Raw genomic sequence first — 16,710 nt, forward strand, 5'->3', positions numbered from 1 at the left:
CGCCGAGCGGGAGGATCGCACCATGTCACGCGTCGTGGGATGGGTGCGGTCGCTGCTCGCGCCGCTCACGCGCACGCGCGCGTTCCGGTGGCTCGGGCCGCGCGCGCTGCCGATGGCCGAGCGCCTTACGCGGCGCCTGACCGGCGGGCGCGTGCAGGTCTCGGGGCTGCTCGTGCCCTCTCTCACGTTGCACACCGTGGGGGCGAAGTCGGGCGAGCCGCGAGCGAGCGAGCTGATGTACACCCCCGACGGAGCGGGCAGCGCCATCGTCGCGGGCACCAACTTCGCGCGCGGCAGCCATCCCGGATGGACGCACAACCTGCTCGCGCATCCCGACGCCGAGATCACGGTGCGCGGCCGGCGATATGCGGTGCAGGCGACTCGGATCGACACCGATCCGGATGCCCGCGAGGCGGCCTGGCTGCGCATCGAGCGCCAGTGGCCGGGCTACCGCGCGTACGAGCGCGACGCCGGTCGCCAGGTGCGACTGTTCCGGCTGCGACTCGTGCGCGAGCTGCAGGCTGGACGGCTGGCGGCCCGGGCACGATGACCGGTCCTCGCCGTCGGTTCGAGCCACCGGTCGCTAGATCGTGCCGCCCAGGATGAGGTTCCACGCGCCGGTGGCGATCGAGACCGCGACGGCCGCGGCCGAGATGGCGGCGCCCGCCAGGAGCAGCACCCACTCGCGTGCGCCCCACGGGGACACGCGCGCCCAGGTGCGCCTCGTCGGCGCCCCGAAGCCGCGGGCCTCCATCGACGTCGCCAGGGTCGAGCCGCGGCGGATCGCCAGCACGATCAGTGCGAACGCCATGCCGAACAGGCGTCGCAGCCGCCCGGTGTCGGCGACGCCACGCGCGCGGCGCGCGACCGCGAGCTCGCGCCAATCGTCCACGAGCAGGCCGACGAGGCGCAGACCGCCGAGCGCCCCCAGCACGAAGCGCGCGGGCAGGCGCACGCGCTGTGACAGCCCGTCGGCCAGGTCGGTCGGATCCACGGTCGCGAACAGCGCGACGCCGGGCAGCGCGATCGCGAGGATGCGCAGCGTCGCCGCCGCCGCGAGCTCGAGCGAGCCCTCGCTGACACGGATGAACAGCCACTCGAACAGCACGGCCCCGCTCGCCTGGCCGTAGAGCGCGATCGTGACGCCGGTGAGCGGCGCGGCGATCCACACGGGCGCCGTGCGCCACCAGAACTCGCGCCAGCCGAGCCCGGCGAGCAGCAGCAGCGGCACCTCCAGCAGGAGCGCGGTCAGGGCCGACACCCAGTCGACCGACAGGATGAGCGGAAGCGCGATCAGCAGCCCGGCGCCCAGTTTGGCCACGGGATTGACCCGCGCGAGAGGGCCGGGTCGCGAGCTCGGTGCCGGCAGGATCACGCGCGTGCCCCGCTGTCGGAGGCTCCGGCCGACCGCCCGGGAAGCTCCCGCACGCGCGCGTGCAGCGCCGTGAGCACGTCGGCGTCGTGCGTGATCGCGACGACCGCCGATCGCTGCTGTCCCCCGCCGCCGTCGGCGCGTCCGTCGCGCAGCGCCGCGATGATGTCGACGAGCTCGGCCCACGTGCGGGCATCCTGTCCGAACGTCGGCTCATCGAGCACGACGACGCGGGGCCGTGTCGCGAGCATCGCCGCGACGGTGAGCCGCCGCTTCTCGCCGCCGGACAGCGTGTGGGGGTTGGCCTCGGCGAGGCGCGCGAGGCGCAGCCGCTCGAGCAGCTCGTCGACGCGGGCGCTCACCTCGGCATCGGGGAGTTTCAGGGCCCGCGGCCCGACCTCGAGCTCGCGCCGCACCGTCGTGGCCAGCAGCTGGTGATCCGGCGACTGCAGCACCGTGCCGATGCGGGTCAGCAGCTGGCGTGACGACCACCGGATGGGCGCCGACCCCGCGCCCGCCGCCAGCTCGGGTACCGCCTCGACGACACCCGCCGCGGGCGGCAGGAGCCCCGCGAGCGTGCGCCCGAGCGTCGACTTGCCCGCGCCGTTCGCGCCGATGACGCCGAGCACCTCCCCCTCGCGCACCCGCTCGTCGAGTGGGCCCGCCACGGGGCGGCCAGCGACACGGGCCACCTCGAGCGCCCGCGCCGACAGGAGCGTGGCGCCCGGCGGCGACGTGGGAGCGACGGGATGGGGCGGCAGGATGCCGGGCACCCAGACGCCCGTCGCGGCCAGCGCCGCGCCCTGGACGTCCAGCACCTCGTGCGGAGTGCCGTCGGCGATGACGCCGGAGCCCCCCGCTCCGTCGCCTCCGGATGCGGCCACGGCGGAGCCGAGCACCACGATCCGGTCGATCAGCGGCAGCCACACGTCGATGCGGTGCTCCACGACCACGAGCGTCGCGCCCGTGCGATCGAGCACCCGGCCGACGGCGTCGCGCACCGAGCGCGCGCCCGCCGGGTCGAGATTGGCGGTGGGCTCGTCGAGCAGCAGCAGCCCCGGACGCATAGCGAGGGCACCCGCCAGCGCCAGCCGCTGCTTCTGGCCGCCCGACAGCGCCGAGGTGGAGCGGTCGAGCGGCACGTGCAGGCCCACGAGGTCGAGAGCCTCGCGCACCCGGGGCCAGATCTCGGCGCGCGGCACGCCCAGGTTCTCGCATCCGAACGCCACGTCGTCACCGACGCGGGCCAGCACGGCCTGGGCATCCGGATCCTGCTGCACGAGTCCCGCGCGGCCGCGCGCGGCGTGCGGCGCGACGCCGTCGAGGCGCAGCGATCCCTGCTGCTCGCCCTCCTCGTCGCCCCCCAGCACGCCCGCGAGCGCGTGCAGCAGCGTCGACTTGCCGGATCCGCTGCCGCCCAGCAGCAGCACCCGCTCACCCGGCGCGATCGACAGGTCGAGCCCGCGGGCCGCCCACGCACGGCGGGTCGCGTAGCGCCAGCCCCAGCCGCGCGCCTCGACGGCGGCGGGGGCCGGCGCGGCCGACGCCGTCACGTCAGACGCGCTTGGCCGCGGCCCGCCCGGCCGCGAAGCGGTTGAGCGCTCCCGTCGCGGCGAGGCCGCGCGCGATCGCCCAGCCGCCGAGGCCCGCCACGAGCGCGCCCGACACCGTGGTCGAGATCACGTAGACCGTCGAGAACAGCGCGTCGGCGCCGGCGTACCAGAGCACGAGGTCGTTGATGCCGCACGCGACACCGGCGAGCGCGCCCGCGAGCACCGCGACGGGCAGCCGGAACGACGCGTACAGGAAGGCCGCGAAGATCAGCTCGGCGCCGAGGCCCTGCACGAGGCCCGAGACGATGGTGAGCGGTCCCCAGCTGTTGCCGATCAGCGCCGAGATCACCGCCGCCAGCAGCTCGGCGTACAGGGCCGCACCCGGCTTGCGGATGATCAGCCCGCCGAGCACGCCGGCGATCAGCCAGGGCCCTGCCATGAGGCCGCCCAGACCCGGCAGCGCGGCGCCGAGCAGCGCGCCGGGCGCCTCGTAGCCGACGTTCCAGATCAGGAAGATCACGGCGCAGGCGACGCCGATCACGCTGGCGACGACGATGTCGACGACGCGCCAGGTGAGGCGGCGGGCTCCGCGGGCGGTGGACGCCTCAGGGCGTGCGGACGTAGACGTGTTCATCTCTCTCCTCCCTGCGCCGGCATGATCCGGATCAGGTTCGACGGTCGAAGCGCGGTTCGCTTCCTCTCAGCCCGGCTCGCCGGACTCCCGTGGTGTGTGAGGCGATTCTACGACTCCGACGTGCCCTGCGCTCAACGCCCCATGTCCGGGTTCTCCCGGGATCGCCCGGTACCGTAGGCGCGTGGCAACCGACGACCTCCTCCCCGACCGGCGCGATCCAATCCTCGCGTCCGCGCCGGAGGCCCCCGTCGGCACGGTCGCCACGGATGTCCCGCCCCACGATGTGCCGGAGGTGGCCGTCGACATGAGCCTTCAGCCGCAGGATCCGGATGACTCCACCGGCCTCGAAGAGCACGGCACCGAGGGGCACGCCGCCGGAGAGGACGGCACCGGCGAGGGTCGGACAGACCTGACGCGCCGCGCCGACCTGACCGGGGACGAGGACGATCTGGGTCCGACGCAGGCCCTCGACGTCGCGGAGCTCATCGCGCTCGAGCGCCGCGCTACGCGCCGCGCGCTGTCGGCCGAGGACATCGACCCGACGCCCGAGCCTCCCACCCCCGAGTCCGAGAGCCGCCGCGCACGCCGTGAGGCCGGACGCAGCGCTCTCGACCTCGCCGCAGCGGTCGATCCGGCGCAGCCGCGCACGGCCGCGCTAGCGTGGGTCGATCCCGCAGCCGTCCAGGCGAGCCCCGCGCCCGCGTCGTTCTCGGCGGCGCCGCACGTTCCCGCCACGGCCGGCCTGCTGCCGCCCGCGCGCACCCGGCGCACCTCCGTCGCCGCCCCCCTGCTGACTGCGGGCGGCCTGGCGCTGGCGTACGTTGTCGGCTGCGCGCTGTGGCCGCTGGGCGCCGTCGCCCCGACGGTCTCGGAGGCCGCCGTTCAGCCCGCCGCGGGCCGCCCGCTCGGTCTCACGTGGCCCGCAGAGGGCACCGCCGCCGTCGGCGCCGAGGGTCTCGGCACGATCGCCGCGCTGAACACCGAGAGCGTGCCCATGGCGAGCATCGCCAAGGTCGTGACCGTGCTGATGATCCTCGACAAGGCGCCGCTCGCCGTCGGCGAGACCGGCCCCTCCTACCCCTTCACGGTCGAGGACAACCAGCTGTACTGGCAGTACCGGTACCAGAACGAGTCGGCCCTGGATGTGCCGATCGACGGAGAGCTCACGCAGCGTCAGATGCTCGAGGGCATCCTGATCGGCTCGGCCAACAACTACATCGACCGCCTCACCACCGACCTGTGGGGGTCGAAGGACGCGTTCGTGCTGGGGGTGCCCGAGTGGCTGGCGGCGCACGGCCTCAGCGACATCACGATGGTCGACGCCAGCGGCATCGACCCCGACAACACCGCCACCCCCGCCGCGCTCGTCAAGCTCGCGAGCCTGGCCCTGGCGCATCCGGTCGTGGCCGAGATCGTGGCGATGCCGGAGACCGAGCTGCCGGGCGCGGGCGTCGTGAAGAACAGCAACCCGCTCATCGGCGACGCGGGTGTGGTCGGCATCAAGACCGGCACGCTCTCGGAGTGGTGGATCGAGTCGTGGAACCTGTTGACGGCCAAGGACATCACGCTCGGCCAGACCACGGTGCGCGTGTACGCCGCCGTGCTCGGACAGCCCGACGCCGACATGCGCGCGAGCGTCAGCCGGCAGCTGCTCGACGAGGTCGAGCAGTCGCTGCAGCCCACGCCCACCGTGGCAGAGGGCACGACAGTCGCATCGATCACGACCGAATGGGGCGAGCCCGCCGAGGTCGTGACCGGCGAGGACGCGCAGGTCGTGCTGTGGGACGGCGGCATCCCGTCGGTCGAGTCGGAGTACGACGTCGAGGTCGGCCAGACCTCGGGCACCGAGGTCGGTGAGCTCACGGCCACGGGCCCCTTCGACTCGGCCAGCGTGCCGCTCGTGCTCAAGGGCGGCATGGAGGGCCCCAGCCTCGGCTGGCGCCTCACCCACCCCCTCGACCTCCTCGGCCTGCAGTAACCCGGCCGGTCCCTGCACGATTCAGGAGATCCGCACGGCTCAGGATCATCCGGGGTCCGGTGGTCCTGAACGGTGCAGATCTCCTGATCGGTGCGGTGGGCGGGGTCAGACCGGGTCGCCCGGAGCCCCCGCCGCGGCGGCGACGTCGTCGGCCTCCGGGTCGGCCGCCGCCTCGATGGCGGCCTGCGCGTCGAGATCGACGGCCGCGTGCTCGAACTGCGACTGGTAGAGGCGCCAGTAGGCGCCCTCGCGGGCGATCAGGTCGTCGTGCGTGCCCTGCTCGACGATGTCGCCATGCTCCATCACCAGGATGAGGTCGGCGTCGCGGATGGTCGACAGGCGGTGCGCGATCACGAACGACGTGCGCCCCTCACGCAACGCCGCCATGGCGTGCTGCAGCAGCTGCTCGGTGCGGGTGTCGACCGAGCTGGTGGCCTCATCCAGGATCAGCACGCTCGGCTGCGACACGAACGCGCGCGCGATCGTGATCAGCTGACGCTCGCCGGCCGACACGTTGGCGGCGTCCTCCTCGAGCACGGTGTCGTAACCCTCGGGCAGGGTGTGCACGAACCGGTCGACATACGTGGCCTTGGCGGCCTCGACGACCTCGTCGTCGGTGGCGGTCTGGCGGCCGTACCGGATGTTCTCGCGGATGGTTCCCGAGAACAGCCACGGGTCCTGCAGCACCATGCCCGCGCGCTCGCGCACGTCGTGGCGGGTCATCTGCGAGGTGTCCTGGCCGTCGAGCAGGATGGCGCCGCCGTCGAGCTCGTAGAACCGCATGATGAGGTTGACCAGGGTCGTCTTGCCCGCGCCGGTCGGACCGACGATGGCGACGGTCTGCCCGGGCTCCACGCGGAACGACAGGTCGCGGATCAGCGGCTGCTCGGGCGTGTACGAGAACGACACGTTGCGGAACTCGATCACGCCGCGGCCCTCGGGCGCCGCGGGGGCGTCGTCGGCGTCGGGCTCCTGCTCGTCCTCATCGAGCAGCTCGAACACGCGCTCGGCCGAGGCCGTGCCCGACATGACGGCGCTGGTCATGCCGCCGAGCTCCATGAGCGGCTGGGTGAACTGCTGCGAGTACTGCACGAACGCCTGCACGTCGCCGATGCGCAGCTGGCCGCTGGCGACCATCACGCCGCCCAGCACCGCGATGCCGGCGTACGTGAGCGATCCGATGAACTGGACGCCCGGCATCATCAGGCCCGAGAAGAACTGCGCCTTGAAGGCCGCCTCGAACAGCTCCTGGTTCTCGCCGTCGAAGCCCTCCTCGTTGGCCTTCTCCCGACCGTAGACCTTGACGAGCGCGTGGCCCGAGAACGCCTCCTCGACCCGGGCGTTGAGCCGCCCGACCTTGCCCCACTGGGCCTGGAACGCCTTCTGCGAGCGCGGCCCGATGACGCCGAAGATGACCGCCATGAGCGGCAGCGCGACGAGCGCGACCAGAGCGAGCTGCCACGAGATCGAGAACATCATGATCAGCACGCCGACCACGGTCAGGATCGATGTGACCGCACCCGACAGCGACTGCTGCAGCGTGTTGGTCATGTTGTCGATGTCGTTCGTGACGCGCGAGATCAGGTCGCCGCGCTGCACCTTGTCGAAGTACGACAGCGGCAGGCGGTTGATCTTCGCCTCGACCCGCTCGCGCACGCGCCACATGGTCTTGACCATGATCACGTTGATCACGTACCCCTGCAGCCACTGCAGCAGCGACGAGACCACGTACAGCGCGAGCACCCAGCGGATGACGACGCTCAAGGCGGCGAAGTCGACCCCCGCGCCGGCCTGGAAGTGCTGCATGGCGGCGACCGTGTTCGCCAGATCGCCCTGCCCCGCCGCACGCAGGCCCTCGACGGCCTGCTCCTGGGTGGTGCCGGCCGGGAACTGCGAGGACATGAATCCCTCGAACACGATGTTCGTCGCCTCGCCCAGCACCTTCGGCGCGATGATCGAGAGCACGACGCCCACGGCGCCGAGCAGCATCACCAGGCCGAACACCCACTTGTACGGGCCGAGCAGCCCGATGAAGCGCACGAAGCTGGTGCCGAACGCCTTCGGCTTGCCGGGAGGCGGCGCATCCCAGCCGCCGCCGTCCTGCCGCGCCTTCTCGGCGAGCTCCGCCTCGATGCGGGCCTGCTCGTCCTGCGTCGTCTCGTCCACGCCGCTCATGCCTGCACTCCCAGCTGCGAGTCGACGATCTCGCGGTACGTCTCACTGCTCGCGAGGAGCTCGTCGTGCGTGCCGATGCCGGCCACGCGGCCGTCCTCGAGCACGAGGATGCGGTCGGCATCCGTGATGGTCGACACGCGCTGCGCCACGACGATCTTCGTGATGTGCGGCAGCTCCCGCCACAGCGCCTGCCGCAGGCGTGCGTCGGTGGTGAGGTCGAGCGCCGAGAACGAGTCGTCGAACACGAGGACGTCGGGCCGGCTCACGATGGCCCGCGCGATCGCCAGGCGCTGACGCTGGCCGCCGGACACATTGGTGCCGCCCTGCACGATCGGCTCATCCAGGCCCTTCGGCTTCTCGCGCACGAAGTCGGCCGCCTGCGCGATCTCGAGGGCGTGCCACAGCTCGTCGTCGGTCGCCTCCTCGCGTCCGAAGCGGAGGTTCGAGGCGATCGTGCCGGTGAAGAGGTACGGCCGCTGCGGCACGAGCCCGATGCCGGCCCACAGCGTCTCCAGGTCGGCCTCGCGCACATCGACGCCGTGCACCATGACGCGACCCGACGTCGCGTCGAACAGGCGCGGGATGAGGTTGATCAGGGTCGTCTTGCCGGCTCCGGTCGATCCGATGATGGCGACGGTCTCGCCCGGCTCGGCGCGGACGCTTACGCCCTGGATCACCGGCTCGTCGGCGCCGGGGTAGGTGAACGACACGTCCTCGAGCGCGATCGCTCCCGGTCGCGGCATGGTCGTCACGGGCCGGGCGGGCCGCTGCAGCGAGCTGTCGACGGCCAGCACCTCGGCCACGCGATCGGCCGAGACCGCCGCGCGCGGGATCATGATCGTCATGAAGGTGGCCATCATGACGCCGCCCAGGATCTGACCGACGTACTGCATGAAGGCGAACAGCGTTCCGATCTGGGTGTTGCCGTCGTTCACCTCGAAGGCGCCGAACCACACCACGGCCACGACCGTGACGTTCAGCACGAGCATCACGAGCGGGAACAGCAGCACGAAGAGCGATCCGACCTTGCGCCCCACGAGCGTGATGTCGTCGTTCGCGCCGCGGAAGCGCTCCTCCTCGATCCGCTCCCGCACGAAGGCGCGCACGACCCGGACACCGGTGAGCTGCTCGCGCAGGATGCGGTTCACCGCGTCGAGCTTCGCCTGCATGCTGCGGAAGAGCGGCACCATGCGGGCGATGATGAGACCCGCCACCACCAGCAGCACGGGCACGGCGACGCCGATGATCCAGCTGAGGCCGACATCCTGACGCACCGCCATGATGATGCCGCCGATCGCCAGCATGGGCGCCTGCACCAGCATGGTCGCGCCCATCATCGCGAGCATCTGGATCTGCTGCACGTCGTTCGTGTTGCGGGTGATGAGCGATCCCGATCCGAACTGCGACACCTCGCGCTCGGAGAACGAGCTGACCTTGGTGAACACGTCGCGGCGGATGTCGCGACCGGCCGCCATCGCCGACCGCGCGGCGCACGCGGTGGCGAGGATCGAGGCGACGATCTGGCCGAGCGAGACGGCCAGCATGACGAGCCCCGTGCGCACGATGAACCCGGTGTCGCCGTTGGCGACGCCTCGATCGATGATGTCGGCGTTGAGCGACGGCAGATACAGCGCGGCGAGCGCCGACGCGAACTGGAACACCAGCACGCCGGCCAGCAGCCATTTGTATCGCCAGAGATATCGGAACAGGAGCTTGCCGAGCACGGAGCCTCCACAGACAGAACTGGCCCGCGGGACGAGCGGGACATCCTTCGCGCGGGCGCGCGCGAGGACGCATCGACTCTGCCACCGGCCTCCGACATCCCTCCAGCGCGGCGCACCGGTGTCCGCTCAGGGCGCAACTCCCCGCGCGCGGAAACGGCCGGTCGCCGGGAGAAAGAGGAGGCGGCCCAGGACCGGCACGGTAACGTCGGCGCATGGCACCCGACGTGCGGTCGCCGCGTGATCCTTCGCGCGCGCGCACCGTCATCCTGAACCAGCTCCTGCTGACGCTGATCGTGCTCTTCGCGAGCGTGCTGGTCGTGATGTCGGATGGTCTGCGCGACCTGGGCGCCGTGATCATCGGCACGTCGATGGTGTTCCTCGCGGGCGTCTTCGCCGTGGTGGCGCGGTGGGACGCGCTGCCTCCGAGCGTGAGCGCCGCGGTTCCCCTCGTCGACATCGTCGCGGTGGGCTTCTTCCAGTACGCGCATCCGACCGCGGGACTCGCACTGCTGTGGGTCTTCCCGGTGCTGTGGATCGCTCTCACCTTCGGGGAGATCCTGACCACGGTCACCGCCCTGGCGGTGATCGCCGCCTACTGGATCCTGCTCGTGCTGACCACCACGGACTTCGAGGTGCGGGGCGCCCTGTTCTCGCTCACCGTCGCCGCCCTGGCGATGTACGGCCAGCTCATGTCGCGCCGCGGGGCCGCCCAGCGGCAGCTGCTCGCACGCCAGTCGCTCACCCTGCAGGGTGCGTTCGAGCGCGCCCGCAGCCAGGAGGCGCTGGTCAGCGAGGTGCTCCAGACCGTCGACTTCGGCGTCGTGCGCGTGGACGCCGACGGGCAGGTCGCCGTCACGAACGCGGCGCATGCGCGACTGCACGGCGATCCGGATGCGCCGCTGTTCCGCGCCGACGGCGTCACTCCCGTTCCGGCCGACGAACGCCCGCTGGCCCGGGCCCGACGCGGCGAGACGTTCGACGGCGTGGAGCTGTGGCACGGCGGCCTCGGCAGCGGCCGGCGGGCGCTGCACGTCACGGCCCGCCGCATCCGCAGCGACGGCGAGTCGGGCGTGGTCCTGGTGTCGCGCGACGTGACCGCCGAGCGTGAGGCGCTGCGCGCCCGCGACGACCTCGTGGCCTCGGTCTCGCACGAGCTGCGCACGCCGCTGACCTCGATCATGGGCTACCTCGACCTGGCGCTCGACGACCACCGGCTGTCGGACGGCACCCGGCGCAATCTCGAGGTCGCCGAGCGCAACGCCCAGCGCCTGCTCACGCTGGTGACGGACATCCTGTCGTCGGCGGCCGACCCCGCCGCCGACCTCGACGCGCGCCTGCGGCCTGCCTCGATGGACGTGGGAGCGGTCGTGCACCAGGCGGTCGAGGCAGCGCTGCCCCGGGCCGTGGCCCGCCAGCTGACGATCGACACCGAGGGCGTCGAGGCGACGACCGCCTTCGCCGACGCCACGCGCATCCGGCAGGTGATCGACAACCTGCTGTCCAATGCGATCAAGTACAGCCACCACGGCGGACGCGTGTGGATCGGATGCGCCAACGAGGACGGCCGGGCGATCGTGGCGGTGCGCGACGAAGGGCCGGGCATCGCACCGGCCGAGCAGCGCCGGCTGTTCGAGCGCTTCTTCCGGTCGGATGCCGTGCGCCGCTCGAGCACGCACGGCAGCGGGCTGGGCCTCGCGATCGCGCGCGACATCGTGCGCGCGCACGGCGGCGAGATCAGCGTGCAGAGCGCCGTCGACGCGGGTGCCACGTTCGTCGTCACGCTCCCCCAGCACGACCCCGCCGCGCCCGACGCTGCCGCCGCCGGCGGACGCGGGGATGCGCATCCCGCCGGCCCGGGACATCCCGCAGCCCCGAGACATCCTGCAGACCCGGAGCACCCCGCCGGGCCCGCCGCCGATCAGACCCCTTTCCCCGAGCAGTCCCGCGTTCCCGCACCGTCCCCCGATCCCGAGGAGGGCCGTTGACCGAACTCGACCTGTTCACCGCGTCGTTCATGACCGCCGTGGTGGTGATCGCCGCGGGCGTCGTCTTCCTGCTGGAGACCGTGGTGCGCCGCGACAGCGGCCCGGGACGGTACTGGGCCGCCTCGTTCCTGTGCGGGATCCTCGTGACGTTCTGCTCGATCATCTGGGTCGTCGACCCGGGGCTGTGGGTCGCCGTCGCGCTCGGCAACGGCGCGTTCGTGGCGCACATGGGCCTGATGTGGCTGGGATGCCGCGTCTACAACGCGCGTTCTCGGGCGTGGGCGCACGTGCTCGTCGCGGCGGGCGCGATCTGCGCGTTCGCCGCAGCGGTCATGGACCGCGGAGCCGGCGACTGGGCCGGAGCCCCCGCGATGTTCATCGGCATCTGCGCGTTCGCCGTGCTGGGAGCCATCGAGACCTTGCGGGGCGCGCTGCACGAGGTCTTCGCCTCGCGGGGGCTCACGTTCGTGCTGGGTGCCGCCGCTCTCTACTACGCCGGGCGCACGATCGCCTTCCTGGTGGCCGGCCCCGAGAGCGCTCTGTTCCAGGACTGGTTCGGCACGAACATGACGTCGCTCGTGGTCGTGGCGCTGACGATCGTCGCGGTGGTCACCACGTCGGTGCTGCGCGTGGTCTCGGCCACGGCTCGGCAGAGCCGCACCGAGATCCCCACCGGCGCGCTGCTGCTGCCCTCCGACTTCTTCATGATCGCGATCGCGGATGTCGCCGGTCGCAGTGAGCGCGCCGGTGCGCCCATGACCGTGGTGGCGGTGCGCGTCGAGGGGGTGGGCGACATCGCGGCCGCGTTCGGTGCCGGCACCGCCGAGCTGGTGGAGCATCGGTGGCGGGATGCCGTGCATCGCCACCTGCCCATCCTGTCGCCGGCGGGCGCTCTGGACGACTCGACGGTCGCGTTCGTGCTGGATGTCGCGACGGCGGAGGAGGTCGGCGCCATCGGCAACGAGCTGCGCCAGGGCCTGATCGACGATCTCGCCACGCAGCAGGGCGCCGTGCTGCCGGCGATCGGCGTGGGCTTCGCGCTGGCGCAGGAGCACGGCTACGACGCCGACCGGCTGGCGGAAGCGGCGCTCGAGGCGGCCTGCCGGTCGGCCCGGTCGTCGGGCATGCCGGTCGTGCAGGCGACCCGCTGAGCGACGCGCGGCGTGGTCGGCGCGCGCGGTCGGCGCGTCAGCCCGCGGTCAGCCGGTAGCCGATGCCGCGCACGGTCTCGATCCAGCGCGGGCTGGTGGCAGACTCGCCGAGCTTGCGACGCAGGTTGGCCATGTGCACCTCGATGGCGCGCAGGTCGTGGTCGCTGACGAAGTCGCTGTGCCGCTCGCCGCGCAGGGCCAGCGTGAGCTGCTGCTTCGACACCACGCGGGACCCTGCCTCGAGCAGCTCCTGCAGCAGGTCGAACTCGGTTCGCGTCAGGTCGAGGGCCACGCCGTCGGCCGAGGCCGTGCGCATGTCGGGGTGCAGGCGCAGCCCGCGGTGCTCGAGCCAGCCCTCCGCGATCTCAGGCGACGGCAGCTCGGCCGCCGGGCCCTGCACGCGGGGGCGCCGCAGCATCGCCTCGATGCGCGCCCGCAGCTCGCGCGGCCGGAACGGCTTGGTGATGTAGTCGTCGGCGCCCGCCTGCAGACCCTGCAGCACGTCGATCTCCTCGGACCGTGCGCTGAGCATCACCAGGTACGTCGGGCTGATCTCGCGCACGCGCTTGGCCGTCTCGAAGCCGTCGATGCCGGGCATGCTGATGTCGAGCGTCGTGACGACCGGGTCGTGCTCGCGCACCAGGGCGATGCCATCGATGCCGTTGGCGGCGGCGCGCACGTCGAAGCCGCCCTGGGTGAGCACTTCGGTGAGCAGCCCACGGATGTCGGGGTCGTCTTCGATCACGACGGCCACGCGTGGTGACTCCACCGAACCGCCTTCCCCCACACCCAATGAATCCCGCACGACGATATCGCAGAAGACCCGGCGGAACGCGCCCGGCTCCCGGTATATGGCAGGCGCAAGAATGCCTGATGAGAAGGGAATCTCGATATGTCGGAAGATCACTTCCGAGATCTCCGTCGCCTGTCGCGGATGCCCGAGAGCACCAGCCACAGCGCGTAGGCGAACAGCGCGGCCGCCGCGGCGGGCACGAGCCATGACCGGGCTTCGCCGTTCACGGCCTGATTGGCCCATCCGATCCACGGCACGGCGTACCAGACGGTGCCGCGGATCTGCACGGGCCGCACCGGATCGGCATCCGGGCTCGTGTTGGCGTCGCCCTGCGTGACGAAGCGGGTCTCGCCGCTCGAGTCGGCGATCACCGAGACCACGCGGTGGGTCACGAGGGTCGGCTGGCCCGACTCGAGCTGGAAGGTGAGCACATCCCCCACTCCGATCTGCTCGATCGGGGTCGGCTTCACCACGACCAGCGTGCCCGGCGGGTAGGTCGGCGTCATGGAGCCGGTGAGGATCGTCAGCGGCACGCCGCCCACCACGGCGGGCGCCACGACGACGGCTCCGGCGAGCAGCAGCACCAGCCCGAACACGCCGACGCTCAGGCCGTACAGCAGAGAGCGCAGGATCTCCGCACCCCGGTTCACGCGCTCCGGCGTCGTCTCCTCGAGAGCGTCAGCAGCAGCCATCCGGCACCTCCTGTCATGAGTCCGACGATGATGGCGGCAGCCGAGACCAGGCCGCCGGTGGCGGCGAGACCGCCTGGGCCTCCGGGGCCGGCCGGAACCCAGCCGGCCGCGTCGCCGGGCTCGGGGACGGGCTCGGTGGCCGGCGCGTCCGGATGGGAGGGCACCGGCACCGCGTGGCGGGGGCAGCCCTGGTCGGTCAGATCGGCGGCCGCGCCGTCGGTGAGGCCGAGCCAGAGATCGAAGTCGATCCGCTCGCGCTGCCCGTGGTCGCCCGTGAGACTCGGGTCGAGGTCGAGCGACACGTCGACCGTGGTGGATTCCCCCGGCGCCAGGGCGCGGGCGGGCACGACGTGCGTGCAGGCGCCGAGCTCGGCGAGCGGCGTGGGCGCGAGCCCCGCACCGGCGCCGTCGCGGCCGGAGATGCGCACGGATGCCGCCGCGAGCGGCGTGGCCGCCGGCGGCTGGCGCACGACCACGACCAGCACGGCCGGCGCGTCATGGCCGTTGCGCAGGCGCAGGGTCGCGGTCGCCCGGTCGCCCGGCACGAGCACCGGTGCGTCGGGGAACACCGACGCGGGCGCGGTGGACGACCAGCTCGCGCCGTCGGGCGAGAACTGCAGGCCGCCGACCGCGGGCTCCGCCGCGGCGGGGGTGAGAAGCAGGGCCGCGGCGAGCGCGGCGGCGGGGGCGATCAGGCTCATCGCGGGCACCCCAGGTCGATCGTGCCGCCGTTGCGGGCGATGGTGAAGCGGCCCTGTGCGACTGTCGTCCACGGGCTGTCGGCGATCTGCTGCTCCACGAAGACCCGGTTCTCGCCGATCGCGCCGGAGGTGGTGTCGGCGTAGGCGAAGACGCCGGCGAACTCCCGCGCGATCCGGAACGCGGTGTCGTGACGGTAGGGCCGGCCGTCCAGCGTGACCACCGACTTCCGATCGGGCGCGCTCGCCGGTGAGAACAGCACCCGGTACTTCACCTCGAACTCGTAACCCTCGTTGCGGGGGAAGGAGAAGCCGACCTGGGTCATGTCGCCCGGGGTGCACACCATCGTCGCGACCGGCACGATGGGGTTGCCGATCAGCTCGAAGGTGAAGCGCTGCTCGGTGGCGCCGGCATTGCAGGTGGCGAGCACGATGCTGCGCAGCCCGTTGGGATCGGACGGGGTCAACGGCGCCCCGAGCGCGGCGCACAGACCGGATGCGCTCCTGATCTGGTACTCCGTCGCGGTGACCGCCACGATGGACCACTCCTGGTCGCCCGATTTGTTCGGGGACTGCGAGCGCACGATGTCGCCGCCGTTCTTCGCGGTCCACAGCGGCGATGTCGCCGTGCCCCCCTCGTTGAACGCCCAGGCGATCGTGAACCTCCCGCCGCCGAGCGCCGTGATGCGCCACTCGTATCTCGTGGTGCCCTGGCAGTTCCACGGGTCGCGGATGACGTAGGCGTTCGAGCTCTCGCTCTGCCGGGCCACGCAATGACCGCCCTGCTTGATGCGATAGCGCCCCGAGCTGTCGGTGAAGAACAGCAGCCGCGACTCGACCGACTGGGTGAACGTCGCCGTGGCGCCGCCGATCGTCCACCCCGGGGCGTCGGCGTATCGAAGGTGCGATCCCATGGTGATCCTCGTCGACTCGCCGGCGCGTGCCGAGACATCCGCGGGCGTCATCGACGTCTGCACGCACAGCGTGAGCGTCTCGCCCTGGCGCACGCTGCCCGTGAACAAGACGGGGGCGGCGGCCGACAGCGGCTTCGTCTGCGTCAGCGCCGGGACGAGAGCGGCTGTCGGCGTGCAGGCTGCCCCGTTCTGCACGGGGCCGACCGTCGCCGTGATCGCCGTGCCCAGGCCGGACGACGCCTGCAGCGTGAGCGTGTACGTGCCCTCGCGCGTGCCGGTGTTCCTGATCGACGCGGCGTCGGCGGCGGTGGTGGCCTGCGCGGTGTAGGTGCTCGTGAGGGGCGTGGCCGCCGCCGGGAACGCGAGCTGCGTCATCCCGACCGTCGCGGCCTGCGCTCGCCCCTCCACCTGGTCGCTCACGCTCCAGTGGGCGACCGCGGCACCTCCGCCGAGGAGCGTCAGGATGGCCGTGAGCACGGCGACCAGTGCGCTGTTGCGGCGCCAGCGTGCGGCGCTCACCGGGGCACCTGGGTGCCGGTGAAGACGGCGGTGAAGGCGGCGGTCTGCCCCGGAAGGAGCGTGAGGGGGGCCTTGACCTCGAGGCAGACGGTGAGGACCTCCCCGGGCTGGATGGCCGGCACGGGCGTATCGGCGCCGCACGTGGCCAGCACGCGCAGCGTCCATTCCGTCTGCGCCGCCGGAGCCACGGTCACTGCCAGCGGCACATCGCCCCGGTTCGTCAGGACGACCGGACGGCCCAGGGCCTCGCCCGGGAGCATGTCCGACCAGGAGGCGGCCGGGTCGGCCGGTGCCGCCACGAGTTCTGCCGTGCCCGTGGTGATCGTGCCGGCGTCGACGGTCGCGGTGGAGGTCCACATGGCGTAGCTGCCGCCGATTCCGGTGAGCATGAAGAACGTCAGGGCCAGCCCGCCGAGCGTCGCCTTGACGACGCCGCGGATGCGCTGCGCCCGGCGACGCGCCGCGCGCTGCAGCCGGCGGGGCTGCGGGGCGGGGCTGCTCGACTGCGGCACGACGGATCCT

Annotated in this window: 14 protein-coding genes and 1 riboswitch; of the genes, 4 read left to right on the forward strand and 10 right to left on the reverse strand. The window is 72.4% G+C overall.

Translation table 11 applies throughout. The features are described from left to right. Positions 1–22: 22 nt before the first annotated feature. The gene (locus ABTW64_RS06770) at positions 23–550 is read left to right on the forward strand and encodes a nitroreductase family deazaflavin-dependent oxidoreductase (RefSeq protein ID WP_350620604.1); all 528 of its coding nucleotides are present in this window, start codon (positions 23–25) and stop codon (positions 548–550) included. 33 nt (positions 551–583) lie between these two features. Here the strand turns inward: ABTW64_RS06770 and ABTW64_RS06775 are convergent, their stop codons facing one another. The 3 genes from ABTW64_RS06775 to ABTW64_RS06785 all read right to left on the reverse strand — a co-directional run bounded on the left by ABTW64_RS06775 (position 584) and on the right by ABTW64_RS06785 (position 3,559). After that, positions 584–1,321, reverse strand: coding sequence for an energy-coupling factor transporter transmembrane component T family protein (locus tag ABTW64_RS06775; RefSeq protein WP_350620606.1), 738 nt, complete (start codon positions 1,319–1,321; stop codon positions 584–586). 50 nt (positions 1,322–1,371) lie between these two features. Then, positions 1,372–2,925 (reverse strand): ABC transporter ATP-binding protein, encoded by a 1,554-nt coding sequence (locus ABTW64_RS06780; RefSeq protein ID WP_350620608.1) that lies wholly within the window; start codon positions 2,923–2,925, stop codon positions 1,372–1,374. 1 nt (position 2,926) lies between these two features. Continuing rightward, positions 2,927–3,559 (reverse strand): ECF transporter S component, encoded by a 633-nt coding sequence (locus ABTW64_RS06785; protein ID WP_350620610.1) that lies wholly within the window; start codon positions 3,557–3,559, stop codon positions 2,927–2,929. After that, positions 3,551–3,660: riboswitch (TPP riboswitch) on the reverse strand. Its footprint overlaps the gene before it by 9 nt. A gap of 80 nt (positions 3,661–3,740) precedes the next feature. On the opposite strand from ABTW64_RS06785, the gene ABTW64_RS06790 reads away from it, so the two are divergent. Beyond that, a complete protein-coding gene (locus ABTW64_RS06790) occupies positions 3,741–5,537 on the forward strand; it encodes a D-alanyl-D-alanine carboxypeptidase family protein (RefSeq protein ID WP_350620612.1) in 1,797 nt (598 codons plus the stop codon). A 105-nt stretch (positions 5,538–5,642) separates the two neighbouring features. Here the strand turns inward: ABTW64_RS06790 and ABTW64_RS06795 are convergent, their stop codons facing one another. Further along, positions 5,643–7,712 (reverse strand): ABC transporter ATP-binding protein, encoded by a 2,070-nt coding sequence (locus tag ABTW64_RS06795; protein WP_350620615.1) that lies wholly within the window; start codon positions 7,710–7,712, stop codon positions 5,643–5,645. Then, positions 7,709–9,436, reverse strand: a complete 1,728-nt coding sequence (locus ABTW64_RS06800) for an ABC transporter ATP-binding protein (RefSeq protein WP_350620618.1) — start codon at positions 9,434–9,436, stop codon at positions 7,709–7,711. The genes ABTW64_RS06795 and ABTW64_RS06800 overlap by 4 nt, the downstream gene beginning before the upstream one ends. A gap of 212 nt (positions 9,437–9,648) precedes the next feature. Between ABTW64_RS06800 and ABTW64_RS06805 the strand changes: the two genes are divergently transcribed. Next, positions 9,649–11,421 carry a sensor histidine kinase gene (locus ABTW64_RS06805; RefSeq protein ID WP_350620620.1) on the forward strand — a complete coding sequence of 591 codons (1,773 nt, stop codon included), beginning with the start codon at positions 9,649–9,651 and terminating at the stop codon, positions 11,419–11,421. Continuing rightward, positions 11,418–12,572, forward strand: a complete 1,155-nt coding sequence (locus ABTW64_RS06810) for a hypothetical protein (RefSeq protein WP_350620622.1) — start codon at positions 11,418–11,420, stop codon at positions 12,570–12,572. Before ABTW64_RS06805 ends, ABTW64_RS06810 begins: the two co-directional genes overlap by 4 nt. A gap of 37 nt (positions 12,573–12,609) precedes the next feature. Here ABTW64_RS06810 and ABTW64_RS06815 read toward each other — a convergent pair whose 3' ends face one another. The 5 genes from ABTW64_RS06815 to ABTW64_RS06835 all read right to left on the reverse strand — a co-directional run bounded on the left by ABTW64_RS06815 (position 12,610) and on the right by ABTW64_RS06835 (position 16,700). Then, complete coding sequence (locus ABTW64_RS06815; RefSeq protein WP_350620624.1) at positions 12,610–13,341, reverse strand: response regulator transcription factor; 732 nt, start codon at positions 13,339–13,341, stop codon at positions 12,610–12,612. Between the two features lie 134 nt (positions 13,342–13,475). Then, positions 13,476–14,057 carry a signal peptidase I gene (locus ABTW64_RS06820; protein ID WP_350620626.1) on the reverse strand — a complete coding sequence of 194 codons (582 nt, stop codon included), beginning with the start codon at positions 14,055–14,057 and terminating at the stop codon, positions 13,476–13,478. Further along, a complete protein-coding gene (locus tag ABTW64_RS06825) occupies positions 14,012–14,758 on the reverse strand; it encodes a hypothetical protein (protein WP_350620628.1) in 747 nt (248 codons plus the stop codon). Before ABTW64_RS06825 ends, ABTW64_RS06820 begins: the two co-directional genes overlap by 46 nt. Next, positions 14,755–16,188 carry an RICIN domain-containing protein gene (locus tag ABTW64_RS06830; RefSeq protein WP_350620630.1) on the reverse strand — a complete coding sequence of 478 codons (1,434 nt, stop codon included), beginning with the start codon at positions 16,186–16,188 and terminating at the stop codon, positions 14,755–14,757. Before ABTW64_RS06830 ends, ABTW64_RS06825 begins: the two co-directional genes overlap by 4 nt. Then, positions 16,185–16,700: a SipW-dependent-type signal peptide-containing protein gene (locus ABTW64_RS06835; RefSeq protein ID WP_350620632.1), complete on the reverse strand. Its 516-nt coding sequence runs from the start codon at positions 16,698–16,700 to the stop codon at positions 16,185–16,187. The genes ABTW64_RS06830 and ABTW64_RS06835 overlap by 4 nt, the downstream gene beginning before the upstream one ends. Positions 16,701–16,710 lie beyond the last annotated feature (10 nt).

The sequence above is a fragment of the Microbacterium sp. NPDC096154 genome (genome assembly GCF_040302945.1).
In the GTDB taxonomy this organism is placed as follows: domain Bacteria; phylum Actinomycetota; class Actinomycetes; order Actinomycetales; family Microbacteriaceae; genus Microbacterium.

What these genes read in the sequence shown, in the direction of transcription:
- ABTW64_RS06795 (WP_350620615.1), bottom strand. Translation starts at nt 7,712, where the DNA reads ATGAGCGGCGTGGACGAGACGACGCAGGACGAGCAGGCCCGCATCGAG.
- ABTW64_RS06805 (WP_350620620.1), top strand. Translation starts at nt 9,649, where the DNA reads ATGGCACCCGACGTGCGGTCGCCGCGTGATCCTTCGCGCGCGCGCACC.
- ABTW64_RS06820 (WP_350620626.1), bottom strand. Translation starts at nt 14,057, where the DNA reads ATGGCTGCTGCTGACGCTCTCGAGGAGACGACGCCGGAGCGCGTGAAC.
- ABTW64_RS06825 (WP_350620628.1), bottom strand. Translation starts at nt 14,758, where the DNA reads ATGAGCCTGATCGCCCCCGCCGCCGCGCTCGCCGCGGCCCTGCTTCTC.
- ABTW64_RS06770 (WP_350620604.1), top strand. Translation starts at nt 23, where the DNA reads ATGTCACGCGTCGTGGGATGGGTGCGGTCGCTGCTCGCGCCGCTCACG.
- ABTW64_RS06785 (WP_350620610.1), bottom strand. Translation starts at nt 3,559, where the DNA reads ATGAACACGTCTACGTCCGCACGCCCTGAGGCGTCCACCGCCCGCGGA.